This window comes from Variovorax sp. VaC1, from assembly GCF_043658315.1.
GTDB lineage: Bacteria > Pseudomonadota > Gammaproteobacteria > Burkholderiales > Burkholderiaceae_C > Variovorax.
Window position 1 is genome coordinate 601,605 of record NZ_JBIGLT010000002.1, and the last position, 19,177, is coordinate 620,781.

8 protein-coding genes are annotated in these 19,177 nt (G+C 69.8%); 4 read left to right on the plus strand and 4 right to left on the minus strand.

Going from position 1 to position 19,177, the window contains the following annotated elements:
- Window positions 1–151 precede the first annotated feature (151 nt).
- Window positions 152–754, minus strand: coding sequence for a 2OG-Fe(II) oxygenase (locus tag ACGLHS_RS09810; protein ID WP_394479142.1), 603 nt, complete (start codon window positions 752–754; stop codon window positions 152–154).
- 429 nt (window positions 755–1,183) lie between these two features.
- Between ACGLHS_RS09810 and ACGLHS_RS09815 the strand changes: the two genes are divergently transcribed.
- Window positions 1,184–1,417 (plus strand): hypothetical protein, encoded by a 234-nt coding sequence (locus ACGLHS_RS09815; protein WP_394479144.1) that lies wholly within the window; start codon window positions 1,184–1,186, stop codon window positions 1,415–1,417.
- Between the two features lie 69 nt (window positions 1,418–1,486).
- Here the strand turns inward: ACGLHS_RS09815 and ACGLHS_RS09820 are convergent, their stop codons facing one another.
- Together ACGLHS_RS09820 and ACGLHS_RS09825 are read right to left on the minus strand one after the other, a co-directional pair.
- Complete coding sequence (locus ACGLHS_RS09820; RefSeq protein WP_394479146.1) at window positions 1,487–5,746, minus strand: OmpA family protein; 4,260 nt, start codon at window positions 5,744–5,746, stop codon at window positions 1,487–1,489.
- A gap of 62 nt (window positions 5,747–5,808) precedes the next feature.
- Window positions 5,809–13,821: an SdrD B-like domain-containing protein gene (locus ACGLHS_RS09825; RefSeq protein ID WP_394479148.1), complete on the minus strand. Its 8,013-nt coding sequence runs from the start codon at window positions 13,819–13,821 to the stop codon at window positions 5,809–5,811.
- A 242-nt stretch (window positions 13,822–14,063) separates the two neighbouring features.
- On the opposite strand from ACGLHS_RS09825, the gene ACGLHS_RS09830 reads away from it, so the two are divergent.
- Window positions 14,064–14,909, plus strand: coding sequence for a helix-turn-helix domain-containing protein (locus tag ACGLHS_RS09830; RefSeq protein ID WP_394479150.1), 846 nt, complete (start codon window positions 14,064–14,066; stop codon window positions 14,907–14,909).
- 8 nt (window positions 14,910–14,917) lie between these two features.
- Window positions 14,918–17,254 (plus strand): ATP-binding protein, encoded by a 2,337-nt coding sequence (locus ACGLHS_RS09835; protein ID WP_394479152.1) that lies wholly within the window; start codon window positions 14,918–14,920, stop codon window positions 17,252–17,254.
- 15 nt (window positions 17,255–17,269) lie between these two features.
- Here the strand turns inward: ACGLHS_RS09835 and ACGLHS_RS09840 are convergent, their stop codons facing one another.
- Complete coding sequence (locus ACGLHS_RS09840; protein ID WP_394479888.1) at window positions 17,270–18,154, minus strand: AraC family transcriptional regulator; 885 nt, start codon at window positions 18,152–18,154, stop codon at window positions 17,270–17,272.
- A 188-nt stretch (window positions 18,155–18,342) separates the two neighbouring features.
- On the opposite strand from ACGLHS_RS09840, the gene ACGLHS_RS09845 reads away from it, so the two are divergent.
- Complete coding sequence (locus ACGLHS_RS09845; RefSeq protein WP_394479154.1) at window positions 18,343–19,137, plus strand: fumarylacetoacetate hydrolase family protein; 795 nt, start codon at window positions 18,343–18,345, stop codon at window positions 19,135–19,137.
- The last annotated feature ends 40 nt before the right edge of the window (window positions 19,138–19,177 follow it).

The following is a 19,177-nucleotide window of genomic DNA, read 5'->3' on the forward strand; positions in this document are numbered from 1 at the left end:
GAACAAAAGACATTTCTGCGAAACGGAGGCACCTTCATTTCTTGTTCCCTGTTGGAGTTGGAGGCCGACGAAAAACCGCCCGTCGGATGGCGGAACAAAATGAAACGGCGGTTCGCCACGGATGGCCGCCCGCCATTTCGCGCGCGTCCACTCAGAGGACGAGGCGCGTCTTGAACATCAGGGTGATGCGCATCGCGGGGCAGGTGCGCGAGACGCCGCGGGCCACGTGAAACACGAAGCCGGGAAAGATCAGCAGCCGGTTCGGCTTCGGATAGATGGCGGCCAGGATGTCGCTCTTGTCCTTGTTGAAGATCAGGGTCTCGCCGCCCCAATCCGGGTCCCACTGCGCGTGCGGGTAATAGACGGCGGTGCAGGCGCCCCGTTCCAGGGAGTCGGTGTGCGTGGCGCCGTCGCAGCCGTAAGGCAGCCCGTTGGCGTAGCAGCGCTCCAGTGCATGGCCCGCGAGGCTCGATCGCTTCAGCCGCTGCCAGAGCGCATCGGCCGGGGGTGCGTTGCGCGCCAGCTCGGCCTCGACATCGGGCGACGCGCTGGCCTCGGCCGCGTCGAGGCTTCCTGCGAAGTGCCTGTGCCAGAAGCCCTGGACGGCATCGCCGTCGTGCGAGCGCCAGCCGTGCGACCAGTTGCCCGAAGAAAGAAAGGTGTGAAGGTTTCGCTGTTCCTCGAGGGGCAACAGGTCGTCGACCACGACGATGTCTTGCCAGGGCCTCGCGCCCTCGCTGGTTGCTTCTTTCACGAACCCTCCCTGCTCTTCTCGTTTTTTGAAGTGCGCGGGATCGACGGATCGGATGCGGCACGCGCCCCACCAAAGGCAGCGATGCCGAGCGAACCGGCTGTTTCCGGAAACCCACGCGGTACGGTTTGAAGCAACGGCTGTGCCAACCCATGGGCACGCGGCCTGTGGATGTCGGGCGCACGACGGAACACTTTCGTCTGCCATCGCCCGCGCCACGTCGTCCTCCGGGCCGACGGTGTATACCTTTGCCGTATCTATTGCAACATTGTTGCATAAGATCGGGTAGAAGCGTCTTGGTGGAATCCCGGGCCGCACCCGTCCATGCGCCTAGGCCGACTGGCCAGTTGCCCTTCTTCTGGAGCGAACCTACAGTGGCCTTCCGGCCCCTTCATCGGCATGCACGTGCCACTGATACGGAGGTTCCCAGCGATGCAGTCTCTCGTTTCCTGCTACGCCTGCGTCGGCGCCTGGGGCGTGGGGTTGGTCGCTCTGCCGCTGCTGTGGCCGGCGAGGCTGAATGCGGAGTCCCGGATGCGCGCCCGGATCTTTGCGCTCGGCGCCCCGGCGGACCCGCCGGGCACCGTGTTCAGCGACGACGACGGCAACGACGCGCAGCCCGCCGCAAGGCACGAGCCCGCGCGATGTCGACCCGAAGCGGCCTGACTTCCGCTTCGCACGCCGCGCGCCTCGTGCATGCGGTTCGTCAGGCCGTCGCCCTATCGCGCCATTGGCTCAGAACTTGCCCAGCACGTTGAGGAACCACCCCTTGCTGCGATAGCTCATGTCGGTGAGGTTGTCGGAGTAGTCGGTGAAGTTGTAGCCCACGCCCACCTTCAGGTTCTCGTTGACGTGGTAGTACGCGGCCGTGACCCAGCCGTTCTTGCGGTCCTTCAGTTCCTTCGCGCGCAGCGAGCGCCATTCGAGCATCCAGTCCCAGTTGCGCACCAGCTTCCAGTCGACGCGCAGCACGGTCAGCTGCGCCGAGCTCTTGAACCACGGCGCCGAGCTGTCGCGGCTGGCGCGCAGCTCGCCGAGCCGCCAGGCGTACTTGCCGCCGATGGTCCAGCGCGGGTCGATGTCGTAGGTGGCGTCGATGGCAAAGACGTGGCTGCGCTGCTGGTAGTCGATGCCGGTGGTCGACACGGTGGTGCCCAGGTTCGCATCGAGCCCGCCGCCCGACACCACCTGGCCCGGCGACGACAGGTCGTACAGGTACGTGTACTTGAAGAGCAGGTTCAGCCGGTCGTCCAGCGCGGGGCGCAGCGCGTAGCCGAGCATGGCTTCGGTGTACTTGGCCGCGGCCAGGTTGCCGGTGGTGCTGTCGCTGTCGGCCCAGTTGAGCTTGCCGATCCAGCGCGCGTCGTCGTCCACCTTCCAGGTGAAGGAGTTCTTCAGCAGCCAGCTGGTGCGCGACTCGGCCGAGGTGCGGTCCCTGCGGTATTCGAGGCCGCCGCTGTACTTCAGGCGCTCGCTCGAATAGCCCGTCGTGAAGGCGATGGCCTGGCGGCGGGTGGCGCCGAGCGTTTCGGCGCCGACCCAGCCGTTCTCGAAGTTGACGCCGAAGGTCCAGCGCGTGTCGGGCGCGTACTGCACGCCGTAGGCATGCGTGAGGCCCGGCTGCGCACCGGTGGCGTGGCGATGCTCGGTGAACATCGTCAGGCCGTCGCCCACGCGCGAGCGCACGCCGGTCACGAGGCTGCCGCCACGGCCGATGAGGTTCTCGTCGGTGCGGCCGGTGTCGGCCACGTAGGTCATGTAGACGCTGGAGCGGTCGTCGTACTGGTAGTCGACGCCGGCCTTGCCCGCGAGCCCGCCGTCGCCGGTCGAAAGCTCGCCGCGCAGCGCCAGCTTGTCGGTGAAGCGGTAGCGCCCGCCCAGGCCGATGCGGTCGTTGTCCAGCCGCGTGCCGGTGCGCCGCAATGTCTTCTGCGCGAAGCCGTAGACGCTCCAGCGGTCGTTGCCGGTGTATTCGAGCTGCACGGCCGCGTCGGCGCGCTCGCCCGACACGGCCTGCGTGCTGGGCAGCGAAGGGCTGGTGATGAGCGCGTCGCCGGTCTTGTCGTCGTAGCGCAGGCCCAGGCCCAGCTTCCATTCGGGCGACAGGGCCAGGCCGTACTGCGCGTCGATCACGCTGCTGTTGTAGCCGTTGCGTTCGTCGCGCCGGTCGACCTTCAGGCGCAGCTCACCGTTCTCGCCCTTCTCTCCGAAGGGCACGGTGCCCGACAGCCCGACCTGCCGCGTGGCGTTGCTCGCGTACTGGCCCGGCGCCGAGAAGCCGGCATCGCGCGACTGCGCATAGGCGCTGATGCGTCCGCCGCCCCGGATGTCGAAGTCGGCCAGGTCGGCCTGCCCCTCCAGCCGCCACGCGTTGGCGTTGCCGGTGGGGCCGTTGCCCAGGCGGGTGTTGCCGGTGCCCACGGCGCCGTTGCGCCCGCTGAAGTTGAAGCCGCCGTCGAGCGAGTCGAGCTGGCCGGTGCCCGGCCCCTTGCTGCGCGCGAACTCGCCCTTGACGTAGGTGGTCTCGGTCTTGCGCACCGTGACGTCGACGCCGGCCAGCCGCTGGTCGGCGCCGATCTGGTCCTGGCGCGAGGCGGTCACGCCCACGCCCACGTGGTCGTTGGCCCACCACGACACGCGCCCGCCCACGGCAAGCGTGCTCAGCGAGGTGGTCAGCGGCGTGTATTCGTAGTCCACCACCAGGTAGGTCGGCATGCCGGTGAAGCCGCCGGCGCGCACCAGCGAGCCGTCGTCCGACAGGCTGGGCAGTGGTGCCGACAACAGCACGCGGCCCTGCAGGTAGTCGATCTCGTAGTCCGAACTCGGCACGAGCTGCGTGCGCTTGAGCACGAAGCCGGAGTCCTTGTCGCGGATCTCCAGCGTCACGCGCTCGGCACCGCGCGTGATGTCCTGGTTACGCAGGTAGTAGAGCGAACCGCCGGTGCCGCGGAACTCTTCGCGCGCGGCCAGCGTGCCGGGCTCGGCCGCATAGGCATCGACCTTCAGGCGCGCCTCGCCGAACGACGTCGACTCCTCGCCCAGGTAGCGGCCATAGAAGCCGTACAGGCCGCGGCTCACGCGGGTCAGCTCGGTGTCGCCGAAGTTGAGCTTGAAGTTGCCCCACATGGCCTGCGAGCGGCCGTCGTCCACGCGCAGGTAGAAGCGGCCCTGCGTGGGCGCGTCCTCGATGGTGGTGGAGTCGTCGCCGAAGGTGCTCCACGAATCCTCGGGGTCGAAGCGGCGGAACAGCGAGGTCGGGTCCTTGCGGTCGAGGTTGCGGAACAGCTCCTTGAGCGGCCGCTCCTCGGTGTCGACGCTGGCCGTGAGCGTCCAGCGGTCGTTGAGCTGGCCCTTGGCATAGCCCGCGATGCGGCCTTCGCTCCAGCCGCCACCACCATAGCGGTTCTTGTCGTTGGTCATGATCGCGGCCGGGCCGCTCACGCTGTTGGTGCCCACGGTCAGGTCGGCCTGGCCCACGAAGAACCAGTCGCTCTTCGGTAGGTCGAAGTCGCGGCGGTAGGCACGCGTGGCGCCCTGCGCATCGGTGACGGCGATCTCGCCGGTCTGCACGCGGCGCGGCACCAGTTGCTGGAACACGAAGCGCCCGCTTTCGTCCACCGGCACGGCGAAGCCGAGCGCGCGCACCGTCTCGCCGGGGCGGATGGCGGCACCGCTCGCGGTGACCGTGCCCGCGCTCAACGGAATGTTGGCGATGGCGATGTTGTTCTGGCCGTAGGCGCGCAGCAGCTCGCGCGCCACGTCGGGCGTGGTCGCGTCGGGCACGTGGCGCTCGGCCACCGACAGCGAGAGGTCGTCGGTTTCGTCGAAGCGGCCCTGCCGGTCGTACACGCGCACGCGGTAGAACAGCTTGCCGGCCGCACCGGCGGCCAGCCGGTCGCGCAGCCCCTCGGGCACCTGCCATTCGCCGCGCAGCGCGGCATCGAGCGGCACGGTGGCCAGCAGGCGGCGCTGCATCACGTCGTTGGCGGTGAAGATGCGCAGCTCGGCCTTGCTGGTGAACAGCAGGTAGTTGCTGTAGCCGGCAAAGCGCACGGTGTCGCCGGCCACCACGGTGGTGGGCCATGCGGTCGCGCTCAGGCGGCGCGGCTGCGAGAGGTTGTCGTACTGCAGGCGAAGCTGGTTGCGTTCGAGCTGCACGTCGACACAGCGCTGGCGATCGGCGCTGGTGGCACCCTCTCCCGCTGCGGTGGACGGGCCCTTGCCGTCGGCCGTGAGCAACTGGCCATCGACGCTCAGGCGCAGCGGCGCGTCGTCGGTGCCGATGGCCGTGAAGGTGCGGCACACGCCCGGGTCGGCCGCCGGTGCGGGCGCGGCCACCGCCACGGGCGCATCGCGCCAGTACACGCGCACTTCGACGCGCCGGTTGGCCGCCCAGTTGGCCGGGTCGGTGGCCGGCGTGGCCACGGGCACGTCGGGGCCGCGCGAGGTGGCGGCGGCTGCGCCATCGGGCAGGCCGAGGCGCTGCGTGAGGTAGCGCCCGACCTGCTGCGCGCGGGCCTGGCCCAGCGCGCGGTTGTCGGCGAAGCGTTCGCGCGAACGGGCGCTCAGGGCCTGTGTGTCGGTGTGGCCGACGATCTCGAAGCGCAGGCCGTCGCGGCCCTTGACCTGATCAGCGATGCGGTCGAGTTGCGCGCGATCGGCCGGGGCAAGGCCGTCCGCGCCGGACTCGAAGTGCGGCGTGCCGGTGTCGCTGCGTTCGATGGGCGATGTGGTCGCCGCAACGGGCGCGGCAGCGGGCGCTGCGGGTTCGCGCGCGTCGCCGAGCACGAAGGTGGCCTTGGGCAATTCGCGCTCGCTGCTGCGCGGCAGGTGGCGCGTGCCGTCGATGTCCACGGCACGCGGATCGGCGGCGGCGTGGTCGACCATACGGCCGCGCACGGCGCTCTCTTGCGCCAGGGCGAGCCCCATGCTCATGCAGGCGGCGGTGACGGCGCCCGCGAGGGCCACGCGCTTAGGAAGCTGTCTTCTTCTCATGTCGGCTCGCTGGAACGTGTTCGATGTGGAGGGGCGGTTCATGGCGTTCGTGTGGCCTCGCGTCATGGCTTTGCCGCCTCCGCGGTGGCGGGCGTCAGCTCGACCTCGACGTCCAGGTTGAAGAGCGGCTCTTCCTTGCGCTGCGCGCGCTGCTCGCCCAACTGCTTCCAGCGCGCGAGCACGGCGGCCTTCACCGCATCGACGCGCTGGCGGCCCAGGGCTTCGGCCTCGCCGGGCGCGGCCTTGTAGGCCAGGCGCAGCACCGAGGTCTTCTCGGCCAGCACGTTCACCGTGCGGTCGAGTTCGGGCACGAAGCCGGCGCGCAGCTCGGCGCTGCCGTCGTCGAAGGCCGTGCCCTGCAGCGCGAGCCGCACGACGCGGTGCACCGTGGCGCCGAAGTTGATCTTCAGCACCTTGCCGCGCGTGGCGCGCTCGGCGGCCGGGTTCTCGCTGGTGGTGCGGAAACCCGAAGGCAGCGTGCGTTCGTCCAGCTTCAGCACCAGGTTGCTGCCGGTGCCTTCCTTCGGAATGGCGGCGCAGGCGATGTGGTAGCGGCCTTGCGCATCGGTCGTCGCCAGCACGCCGTTGACGGTGGCGATGCGCACGTTGGCAATGCCGGGCTCGCCCTCGTCCTGGTAGCCGTTGGCGTTCTTGTCGTCGTAGACCTTGCCGATCACGTCGGTGCAGTCGAACAGCGCATCGGGCACCACGCGCACAGTGGCGGTGGCCAGGTTCGACAGCACGCGGCCGCCCACGCCCTGCGTGGCGATGACCTGGTTGACGAACTCGCCCTCGCCCACGCCGACCCCCACGCCCGCGACCATCAGGTATTCGCGCGTTTCGTTGGGCGCGAAGTTCTGGCCCGGCACGATGAGCTGGCGCCCGTTGACCTGCGGCACCACCGGCAGCGCGACGCCGCCCGGCAGGATGCGCACGCTCATCGAGCCCTGGATGTAGCGGAAGCCCGGTGGCAGCGTGTCGACCACGGCCACGCCCGGCACGGGGTTGCCGCGCGTGTTGCGCGCCGTGATGCGGTAGGGCAGCAGCTCGCCCTTCTTCACGGTGAGCTTCGAGGTGGTCTTGCGCAGCTCGATGAGCGTGGCGTCCGACGGGTCGAGCGGAATGTTGTTGGCCACCACGTGCTGGCCGCCGCCGGCCGGCCGCAGGAACAGCAGGTAGTAGCCGGCGCCTGGCACCAGCGCCGCGCCGGGGCTCACCACGCAGGGGTTGGTCTGCGCGGGCACGGGTCCGTTGGCGGGTGCCGAGCACGACTGCGTGCCGAGCGCGCCCACGGCGGCCGGGTAGATCGACGACGGCAGGTAGTTGCCCGGCGGCGTGATCGCCAGCTTGTACTCGCCGGCCGGTGCGCCCGGCAGCACGAAGAAGTCGTAGTAGCCACCGGGGCCGGTGGTGTAGCTGTCGCGGCCGTCGAACAGGTGCTGCGCCGGATCGAAGCCGGGCGGGCCCACCAGCCGCACCACCGCGCCGGGCACGGGCGTGCCGCTCACGCTGTCGTACACCACGCCACCCGGGTCGTACGGCAAGTCCTGCTTCTGCACGTTGGCGCCGGGGTTCACGCGCACCTTGATGGTGAAGCGCGGGTCGCTCGCAGGCGGCGTCGGGTACGGGCCGTTGGCGCCGTTCTGCGCCGCGTCGGTCGGCCACACGCCACCGACCACGCGGCCGTCGGGCGAGCGGAAGCGCACGCGGTATTCACCGGGCGTGAGGTCGCCGAAGCGGTAGCCGCCATCGGCGCCGGTGGTCACGCTGTAGAGCACCGTGGCTGCGGTTTCGGCGCAGGCGTTGCCGCCGTCGCCGCAGCGCATCAGCTCGACCGTCCAGCCTTCGCCGCCGCCCTCGCCGCTGTCGCGGTTGCGGTTGTGGTTCTGGTCGAACCACACGTTGCCGGTGAGCGAGGCGGGCTGGTTGCTGTGCTCGGTGAAATCGTAGCCGGTGCCGTTGGCGTTCAGCGAGTTGAAGCTCACGTGGATCTGGTTCGGCCCCTGCGCGGTGCCGCCCAGCGTGCCCGGCACGGCGATGCCTTCGTCGTAGCCCGCGGGCTGCGTCTCGGTGAGGGTGTAGCCGCCGGGGCCGGGCAACGGCAGGCCGGGCAGCTCGTAGCGGCCATCGGCGCCGGTGACGGCCGTGCGCGTGACCGGTTGGCCCGCGGCATCGGTGCCGGTCAGCGTGATGGTCACGCCGGCGATCGGCAAGTCCTGCGGCTCGCGGGTGCCGTTGCGGTTGGCGTCGTTGTAGACGGTGCCCGCCAGCGATGCGCCGCGCTCGCCGAAGTTGTAGTTGTCGCCATTGCCGCCGCGGTAGGCGATGGCGCTGATGACGTCGTTGCCCAGCGTGCCGCTGGGCACGCCGTCGAGCGTGCCGACCGCGTCGAGGCCATCGGCATAGGTCACGGGCTGCGTCTCGCGCACGGTGTAGCCCGCCGCGTCGGCCGGCAGCAGGCCGGTGAAGGCGTAGCGGCCGTTGGCGTCGGTGACCACCGTGGCATTGACCGGCAGGCCACCCGAGGTGCGGCCGGTGAGCGTGAGCGTGACGCCGGGAATGCCCGGCTCGCCCGCCTGGCGGATGCCGTCGTTGTTGGTGTCGACGTAGACCCAGCCGCCGATCTGGCCGCCGCGCTCGCCGAAGTTGTAGTCGATGCCCGCGTCTTCCGACACCAGCGCGAGCCCGCCGAAACGGTCGTTCACGTTGCCGGGGTTGGCGGTGCCGCGCGGCGCGCCGCCCACGGTGCCGAGCGACTCGGGGCCATCGGCCATGCCGGCGGGTTGCGTCTCGTCGATCTGGTAGATGCCGGGCGTCAGCGCGTCGACCAGGTAGCGGCCGTCGGCGGCGGTCTGCACGGTGCGGTCGACCGCGTTGCCCAGGAAGTCGGTGCCGGTCACGCGGATGGTGGTGCCGCCGATGCCGGGCTCGCCGCTGTCGCGCACGCCGTTGGGCGGTGCCACGTCGGCATACACGTAGCCCGAAAGGCTGACGGGCTTCACGGCCGAGAAGTTGTTGCCGGCCGAGCCCGCGCCGGCGGCGCCGAGCACGATGTTCTGGATGGCGTTGGCGTTCGAGCCGTTGGGGCCGTTGGTCACGCCGCTGCCGCCGGTGGGCACGGAGCCCGCGGCGCTGCCCGCGCCGCTGACGTTGCCGGCATGCGTGATGCCGGGCAGGTAGCCCTGCGGCCGCGTCTCGGTCACGGTGTAGTTGCCGGGCGCGAGGTTCGGAAAGCTGTAGTCGCCGTTGCCGTCGGTGGTGGTGGTGCGCGAGACGGACTGGCCGTTCACGTCCGTGCCCGTGAGCGTGATGGTCACGCCCGCGATGCCCGGTTCGGTGGCGGGTGCGCCTTGCACGCCGTTGCCGTCGCGGTCGTAGTACACGCGGCCCGAGATGCCGCCAGGCAGCAGCTCGCCGAAGTAATAGTCGCCCTGCGTCAGCGGCACGTTGCTGCCGCCGGCCACGGTCACGCCGGTGATGACGTTGCCGCCGCCCTGCGGCGTGCCGGGGTGGCCGTTGGCGTTGGCCTTGCCCGGTGCGTAGTTGACCGGCTGCGTCTCGGTGATGGTGTAGCCACCCGCTCCCGAAGGCGGCACGTTGCGGAACTCGTAGCTGCCCGCGGCGCCCGAGGGCACGGCCAGGATGCTGACCGCATTGCCCGCGGCGTCGGTGCCCGTCAGGCGCAGCTCCATATTCGGGATGCCGGTGTCGCCGGCCTGCGGAATGCCGTCGTTGTTGGCGTCCACGAACACACGGACCGAAACGCGGGTGAGCAGTTCGCCGAAGTCGTAGCCGGTGCCATTGACGTTCGAGCGCAAGGCGATGGCGCTCACGACATCGTTGGCCACGGTGCCGCCGGCGGTGCCGGCCGCGTCGCTGCCATCGGCGAAGCCCGCGGGCTGCGTTTCGGTCAGCGTGTAGTTGCCGGGCGTGAGGTTGTTGAAGGCGTAGTTGCCGGTGCCTGCCGCCGTCGTGGTGGTCAGCGACACCGGGTTGCCGTACATGTCGGTGCCCGTGAGCGTGACGGTCACGCCGGCAATGCCGGGGTCGCCCGCGCTGGAAGCGCCGTTGTAGTCGGCGTCCTGGTAGACGCGGCCGGCCAGGCTCGATGCGCGCACCTCGCCGAAGTTGTTGGCCGTGGAGGTGCCGCCCGTGCCGAGCACGATGTTGTTGATGATGTTGGCGTTGGAACCATTCGGCCCGTTCGACGCGCCCGCCGGCACGGTGCCGGGCGTGCTGCCGGTACCGGTGACGGTGCCCGCCTTCGTGATGCCGGGCAGATAGGCCGCGGGCTGGTCTTCGGCCACGCTGTAGGTGCCCGCTGGCACCGTGAAGCTCCAGTTGCCGTTGGCGTCGGTGGTGGTCGTGAGGGCGATGGCGTTGCCCCCGCTGTCGGTGCCGCTCAGGCGGAGGGTCACGCCGGCGATGCCGGGCTCGCCACCGTCGATCAGGCCGTTGCCGTTCAGGTCTTCGTACACGCGGCCCGAGAGCGCGCTGTTCTGCACAGTCACGCTGCCATCGCTGAAGTTGTTGCCGCCGTTCGGATCGGTGCCGCCATTGGTGTCGCCCGAGCCGGTGGTGACGATGTGCGCGCGGTTGGTCAGCACGGTGCCGTTGGCCGGCGGCGTGCCGCTGAAGCGCACGGGAATGCGCACGGTGGCCGTGCCGTTGGCCGGCATCGAGGTGATGGCGCAGCTCACTGCGGTGCCACCGGCCACGCCGGTACAGGTGGGCGCGACGGGCGTGAAGCTGCCGCCCGTGACGGTGAACACCGGCGTGCCGGCCAGCACCAGCGATGCGGGCAGCGTGTCGGTGAAGCTGGTGGTCTCGGCGCTGTCGGGGCCGTTGTTGCGCAGTTGCACGAGCCAGTCGAAGGGCACGGCCGACGACGCGGTGGTCACTGGCGTGGCGGTGTTGGCCATAACGGCGGTCTTGGAGACCACCTGCACGTCGGCCTTGAAGCGGAAGGTGGTGTTCTCGGCCACCGCGTTGTTGCCCTGCACGGGGTCGAAGGCATTGCGCGCGGCGTCGAAGAAGTCGACCCTGGCGTTGTTCTGGAAGGTGCCGCGCGACACGCCGCGCAGCACCACGCGGAACTGCAGCGTGTTGGGCTCGCCGGTGGAGGTGGCGCCCGAACCGCCGAGCGTCGGGATGGTGAACACGATCTGGCCGCCGGCCGAGCCGATGGCCGCGCCGTTGGCCAGCGCGAAGGTGGTGCCGCTCGGAGAGGTCACCGACACCAGCGTGGGCGGCGCCTCGCCGTTCGGGCCGGGCAGCGGCAGCAGGTCGACCATGCGCACGTCTTCCGCCGTCGAGGCGCTGTTGTTCGACACCGTGATGGTGTAGCCCACGTCGTCGCCCACGTTCACCGGGTCGACGTCATCGCGCTTGGTGACCACCAGGTCGTACGACGGCGCGGTGATCGTCGCCGGGACGGCGGCGTTGTTGTTGGCGATGTTGGTCTCGGGCGTTGCCGTGCTGATCTGCACGGCGTTGGTCACCGTGACGCCGTTCAACACGTACAGCGGACGCGCACGCACCGTCACCGTCTGCTGCACGTTGGGGTCGAGCGAGGTCCAAGCGCACTCGAGCCTGTTGTTGGTGGTGCCGGTGCCCGTGGGCTGCGTGGTGCTCGGCTGCGTGGTGCAACTGCCGCCGCCCGAGGCGGTGGCCGAGATGAACATCAGGTTGGCCGGTAGCGTGTCGACCACGTGCACGTCGTAGGCGCGGCCGAGGCTGCCCTCCGTGAGGCTCAGGTTGCGCGCCGTGAGCGTGTAGACGAGCAGCTGTCCCACCGGCACCGAGGTCTGGCTGACCGACTTGGTGACCGTCACGTCGCTGCGCGCGAAGAGGTAGGCCGTGGCGTTGCCGTCGTTGTTGGCCAGGTTCGGATCGGCCGGCGTGGTCGCCAGCGCATTGGCCGTGTTGTTGATCTGGAAACCGTGATCGGCGGCCGAGGCGCCGTCGCCATAGTGCTTGGCGACGACCTGGATGACCGGGCACAGCGGCAAGGCGCTCGCAGGGTCGGTGCTGGCGCGGCAGACCGGCAGGGTCGACAGCGTGCAGTTGGAGAGCGAGGCGCTGCCGAAGCCGCCGCCGTTGGCCGGCAGCGCGCAGGTGCCGGCGAAGGTGCCGCCGTTGGCCGTCTGCGAGACGCTGCCGGCGCCGATCACCTGCGCGAAGGTGTCGGTGACGACCACGTTCTGCGCCTCGGAGGGGCCGGCGTTGACCACCTCGATCTGCCACGTGATGTTCTGGCCCGCGATCTGGCGGTTGCCGGCGCTGTCGCCGATGCCCACCACGCGCTTGAGCACCTTCACGTCGGCGGCGGTGGAGTTGTCGTTCACGCCGGTGCCCAGGCTCGCGCAGTCGTTGTTGGTATTGGCGTCGGGGTCGGCACCGAGCGTGGGTGCCGCGGCGGGCAGCGCCACGTTCACGCACATCTTGTTGACGATCTGGCCACCGCCCGGGGGCAGTGCCGGAATGGTGGCGTTCACGATGATGTAGCCGCCGTTGCGCGCGCCGTTGGCGCCCGACGTGTCCACGCCGATGTCGGCCGTGAGCGTGCGCGTGCAGGTCACCGTGGCGGGGCCGGGCACCGGGGTGGCGGGCGTCGGGACCACGGTGGCGCCGCCCTTGGTCACCGTGCAGGTGTAGCCGTCGCGCTGCGTGACGCTGTTGATCTGCACGCCGGACGGCAGGTCGTCCACCAGCTGGATCGTGCTGCCCGTCAGCAGGCGCGTGCCGCCAAGGTTGGTGCTGCCGACCTCGTAGTCGAAGGCCTGGCCCAGCGGCACGTTGTTCTGCGGCCAGCTGCGGCGCTTGTCGGCGCGGAAGTCGGTGGCCGAGACCGCCACGTCGGCCGGCACGCTGCCGGTGGCCGAGCTGGCGACGGGGCCGGTCGCACTCACGGTGGCCTCGTTCACGACGCCGGTGCCAGCCGTCATGGCGATGACCGGGATCACGATGTTGCCGAGCGCCACGTTGGCGCCGTTGTTGCCGCCGATGTTGCTGCGCGTGCAGCTCACCGTCTGGCCGCTGACGGAGCAGGTCCAGCCGGCGGACGCATTGATCGGCAACTGGATCGCGAAGTTGGCGGGGATGGTGTCGCTCAGCGTCACGCCGGTGGGCGGGCTGCCGCTGAAACTCGGCCTCAACCGGAAGTCGAAGCGCTGGCCCACCAGCAGCTGGCCGCCGTTGTGGCTCTTCGCGAGCGCGAGCACGTAGCCGGCCGTCACGGTGGTGTTGGCGGTGATGGTGTTGTTGGTGGAAACGCCGTCGCCGATCGCACCCCTCGGCGCCACGGCCGGCTGGTGTGTGATGGTCGAGCCCGCGCCCGCGGTGACCGTGCCGTTGATGCTGAAGGTGCGCGTGTTGCCGCCCGCGGTGGCCGGCATGGCCGGCACGGTGCAGGTCAGCAGGCTGCCGCCGATCGCGCAGCCCGAGGGCAGGCCCGTGCCCGAGACTGTCAAACCCGTGGGAATGGGGTAGGTCAGCGTCGATCCCGTGCTGGTGTCGGGGCCGTTGTTGGTGAGCGTGAAGACGATCGGTACCGTCGCGCCGCTCGCCGCGTTGACCGGGGCGTTGATGGTCACCGCGACGTCGGCACCCTGGTTCACGGTGATGGTCTTGGTTTCGCTCGCGCCGCCGTCGCTGGGCGTGGCGGTCACGCTCAGCGTGCCCTGCGTGCGCGTGCGCAGCAGCACCTCGAAGGCGCGCAGCTGGTTGGCCGCGAGCGTGATGCCCGAGCAGGTCAGCGTGCCGGGGCCGGCGCTGCCCACCGGCACGTCGGCCGTGCAGCTGCCCACCGGCACCGCGCCGGTGCCCATGTAGATCGCGTTCGCGGGAATCGTGTAGGTGAACGACATGCCCGGCGCGCCGATCGGCAGGCTGTCGGTTTCGGCGACGGTCACGGTGCTGGTCACCGTGCCGCCGGCGGGCAGGATGTCCGGTGCGTGGACCAGGCTGGAGATCTGCGGCGCCGCATGCGCCGCCACCGCGAACAGCAGCCCCGCCAGCGACATCGCCGCCCGTGCCAGTGAGAAGGTGCGACGTTGTGCGTGCGCGCCCGACAAGCTTTTTGTATTCCTGAACATCCCCGTCCCTCGTGATGCGTCGACCGGCCGGATGCGTTCCAAAACACCGCTGCGTGCGGGGTGGCCGTCCGGAGAAAGGGGGGATTCTTGAAAGGGGGTGCCTGCCCGGTTTTTGCGCGCCGGTGCGAAGCTTTTGCCCCAGCTGACACTTATTTACTATTGCAAACAAATGTGAACTTAGTCACATCGGGTTTCCGCGGAACACCCCTACGCTCGGCCGCATGTCCTACTGGTCGTCCACTCCCACCAAGCGCGCGCACATCCTGCTCATCGACGACAACATCGATGAGTTACAGGTGCTGCTGGGAACGTTGCGCGGCGCGGATCACCGGATCAGCTTCGCGTTCGATGCGATGCAGGGCTACCGCCGCGCCACGGCGCTGCTGCCCGACCTGATCCTGCTCGACGTGCGCATGGGCGCCATCGACGGCTACGCCACCTGCCGGCTGCTCAAGGCCGACCGAGCGACGGCGCGCATCCCGGTGATCTTCGTGACCGCCTCCGGCTCGGTCGAAGAGCGGCTGACGGGCCTGCGCGAAGGCGCGGTCGACTACATCCTCAAGCCCTACGAAGCCACCGAGGTGCTGGCGCGCGTGGCGATTCACCTGAGCCTGGCCGATAGCAAGCGAACAATCGACACGACCGACGAGACCGAGGTGGTCTACGTCGATGCCGAGGGTGCCGACGCCGGCAGTGCCGGCCGCGACAAGGCCGACCGCGTGATCGCGCAGGCGGCCGAGCGCGTGCTGCTGTCGAACCTGTCGCGCGCGCCGTCGCTGGCCGAGATCGCGGTGCGCGTGGGCACGCATGAAAAGCGGCTGTCGCGCGCGTTCCGCGAACGCACCGGCCAGAGCGTCTTCGAGTTCCTGCGCGAAGCCCGGCTGCAGCAGGCGCAGCGCCTGCTGCTGTCGTCCGCACTGAGCATCGACGAAGTGGCGCTCGAGGTCGGCTTCTCGGGCGCCGCCAATTTCTCGACCGCCTTCCGCGAGCGCTTCGACGCCACGCCCGCCGCTTTCCGCAACGCGCGCTTTCGCGTCGCGGAGACCGACGCGGCACCCCGCGCCTGAACGCCGCGATGGCCGCGCGACATTGGGTCGCGGCGCTGCTGTGCGCCGCCTGCGGGTGGTGCCTGCTGCCAGCCGCCCAGGCGGCCGCCCTTCGCCTGGGCACCATGCAGACCCTGCCGGCCATGCTCGACAACGACGTCGAATGGCTCGAAGACCCGACGACCCGGCTGACGCGCGAATCGGTCGATGCACTCGCAGGCGACGGCCCCGGCGGCTTCCTGCCCGGCACGCCCGCGCGCATGCGGCCCGGCTTCTCGAACTCGGCTTTCTGGCTGCGCTTCACGTTGGCCAATGACAGCCGCGCGGTCCGGGCGATGCGCTTCGTGATGGATGCCACCTGGCTGCAGCGCGTCGACTTCCACGTGCTGCGGCAAGGGCCGGGCGCAGACGACGGGCAGCCGCAAACCTGGACTCATACGGCAGCCGGCCTGGCCGTGCCGCAGGACGCCCCATCCGACCGCGTGCCCACGCTCGACCTCGACCTGCAGCCCGGCGAAAGCGCGCGCGTGCTGGTGCGCGTGCAAAGCCTCAACAGCGTCAAGCTCAGCCCCTGGCTGCACACGGCCGACAGCTGGCGCGAATCCGAAAGCCGCCATGCGCTGCTCGACGGCCTGCTGATCGGCGGGCTGCTGGTGCTCGCGGTGTATTCGCTCGCGTTGTGGTGCCAGACCCGCACCTTCCCGATGGCGGCACAGAGCCTGGGCTTCACGCTGGTCGCACTCTACGAAGGCACCTACCGCGGCCACACTCATCTGGCGCTGTGGCCCCACAGCCCCGAGTGGAGCTACCGCGCGGCGGGCGTGCTGGCCGGCTGCTGCGTGCTGACCATGGCGGTGTACCTGTACGCCCTCGCACGGCGCGGCCCCGTACGCCCGCCCGGCCTGCGCGTGCTGGTCCTGCTGACCGGCGTGCAATGCGTGGTGGTGTTCGGCACATCGTTCGGCACCTATGCCCCGTTCGCACGGATCGGCGTGCTGAACGCGCTGCTGCTGGTGTTCGCGCTCGGCGTGAGCAGCTTTCTCTACATGCGGCGCGCGGGGCCCGGCGGCAAGCTGGCTTTTCCGGTGATGGCCGTCGTCGCCTTCGGCACCTGCCTGCGGCTGGCCGAACTGTCACTGCCAGCCAGTGCGCTGCCGGGCCTCGATGCCTACGCGCTCGGCTTTCCGGGCCTGCTGGTCGGGCTGGTGGCACTCGCCTCTTGGACCCATCGTCTCTCGCACCAGCGCAGCGACGCGCAACGCACGCTGATGCACTGGCAGACGCACGAGCAGCAGCGCCTGCACGAAGAAGTGACGCGCAAGACGCATGCGCTGAATGCCGCGCTTGAACAGGCCGAGCACCACGCGCGCGAGCAGAGCCGGCTCATGGCCTACATCGGCCACGACCTGCGCGCGCCGCTCGCCACCATCGTCGGCCATGCGCGGATGCTGCGCAGCGAAGCCGGCTCGAAGCCCGAGCAGCTGCAGGCCATCGAGCGCAGCGCCGGCTACCAGCTCTCGCTGATCGACGACCTGCTCGAATACGCCAAGGGCGAGCTGCTGCCCTTCAGCTTCGAGCCCCGGCCGGTGCGGCTGCCGGCACTGATCGAAGACATCGCGCAATACGCCGCCGCGCTCGCGCAGCGCCAGGACAACCGCTTCGTGCTCGAACGCCCCGGCACGCTGCCGCCGGTGGTGGCCCTCGACAGCAAGCGCTTTCAGCAGTTGCTGCTGAACCTGCTGTCGAACGCCGCCAAGTTCACGCGCAATGGGCAGATGGGCCTGCGCGTGGAGGCCCACGCCACGACGTCATCGTCGCCACCATTGCAATGGCGGCTGGACGTCGAGGTCTGGGACAGCGGCGTCGGCATCGACCCCGAGAACCAGCAGCGCGTGTTCCAGGCCTTCGAGCGGGCCGGCGCCAAGGCCGACGGCCACGGGCTCGGCCTGGCCATCGCGCGGCGCATCGTCACGCGGATGGGAGGCGAGTTGCAGCTCGACAGCCAGCGCCACCTGGGCACGCGCCTGCGCTTCTCAGTGGTGGTCGACGCGGCCCCCGAGACCGCGGTGCCCACCGCCTCCAGGTCCGCGCCGCTGCCGGCCCTGACCCCATTGGCAACGGCGGGCTCGCGGCGGCGCACGCGCCCCATCGCCGGCATCGCGCCGCTGCCCGATGCGATGCGCGCCGAACTCGAAACGCTCGCGCGCGAAGGCCGCTGGACCGACCTGCACGAGTGGGCCGACCGGATTGCACACGACGCGCACCATGCGGCGCTGGTCGCTGCCGTGCGGCAGGCGCTCGATGCGCTGGACTTCGAGCACATCCGCCACCTGGCACGCGCCACGCCCAGCGGGCCGCCCGGCTGAGCGCCAGCGCGCTGATCAGGCGCCTGCGTCGGGTGCCGCAACACCGCTGCGAAACTGCCGTGGCGTGACGCCGAGCTGCTGCCGGAAGCGGCGGCTGAAATAGTCGGCATCGGTGAAGCCGCATTGCCGCGCGATGTCGACGATGCGCGCGTTCGATGTCAGCAGCAATTCTTTCGCGCGGTCGAGCCGGCGCTCGGTGACCAGCTCGGTGAAGGTGCGGTCGGTCTGCTTCTTCAGCAGATGGGCCAGGTAGTTAGGCGACAGCATCGCCGCCGCGGCCGCGTCGTTGAGCGACATCTCTTCGCTCAGGTGCTCGCGCACATAACGCATCACGCGCTGCAGTGCATCGCGCCGCGAGCTGCGTCCGCTGCTGTGGCGTTGTGCCTGCTCGATCAGTTGCGCCTCGTGCCGCTGGCATGCGAACGCGATCAGCTGCAGCAGGATGCCGCGGATCGCGCCCGCTGCCGCGAAACCGCGTGTGCGGTTCAGCGCGGAGAGTTCGTCGAGCCAGCCCAGGATGCGCGCGAAGTCGGCCTCATCGAAGCCGAAGTCGACGTACTCCTGGAACAGGAACGGTGCCAGCTCGGGCACGCGCGCCACCGGCACTTCTTCCAGGTCGAGCGGCGCGACCGCCAGCTCCGGCCACAGAAAGCCCTGGTCGAAGTTCACGATGGCATAGCGCGCGCCCTCGGGGTGCGGCACCACGTGCACGCGGTACGGCAGCACGAAGCTCAGGTGCCCTGCCCGGAACGGCCGCACCGCGCCACCGATGAGCTGCTGCGCGCCGCCCTCGATGCTCACCTGGATCTGGAAATACTCGTGGCGGTGCGGACTCGCGAGCACGTCGCGCGCGCCTTCGAAGCGGATGTCGAAGTCGAGATGGTTCGCACGCTCCTGCATGCCGTAGAGGCGGGAGCTGGAAGAACGGGCCGAGGGCATCGCGCGATGGTAAGGCCGGCCCCCGGCGTGGTGGTTGCGTCCTGTTTTTGCGTAGATGCGTGCGGCCTTGCGGATGTGCAGCGTTCCAGAATCGACGGGCGATGCCGCTCACGGCCACGCCTTCGAGAAACCCAAGGAGCACAAAGATCATGTCCAGTTCACGTCGCGGCCTGCTGGCCGGTTCGGCCGCCATGGCCACGGGCGCCATCGCCGGTTGCGCATTGCCCGCCGGCGCCGCGCGCACATCACCATCGACGCCCTTCGACGTCGCCGCCTCGACCATCCCCATCGTCGGCAGCGAGCAGGTGTACCCGGTGCGCCGCATCTATTGCATCGGCCGCAACTACGCCGCGCATGCGCGCGAGATGGGCTCGGACCCGACCCGCGAGCCGCCCTTCTTCTTCCAGAAGCCGGCCGATGCCATCCAGGTCGTGACACCCGGCGTGGTCGCCGACCACCCCTACCCCTCGCTCACCAAGAACTACCACTACGAAGTGGAGCTGGTGGTGGCACTGGCCAAGGGCGGGCGCGACATCGCCACGGCCGATGCACTCGACCACGTGTACGGCTACTCGCTCGGCCTGGACATGACGCGCCGCGACCTGCAGCGCGAAATGGGCGACCAGAAGAAGCCCTGGGAAATCGGCAAGAGCTTCGACCACGCCGCACCCGTCGGCCCGATCCATCCCGTCGCGAAGGTCGGCCACTTCACCGATGGCGCGATCTGGCTCAAGGTGAACGGACAGATCAAGCAGAGCGCAACGCTCAAGTACATGATCTGGTCGGTCGCCGAACAGATCAGCCGCCTGTCGCAGGCCTTCGAGCTGATGCCCGGCGACATCATCTATTCGGGCACGCCGGAGAACGTCGGCCCGGTGGTGCGCGGCGACCTGATCGAGATTCACATCGATGGGTTGCCGGAGCTGTCTGTGCGGATTGTCTGAAGCGGCGCATCGCCTTCCGGCCTTTCTTCTTGCGTGCGGT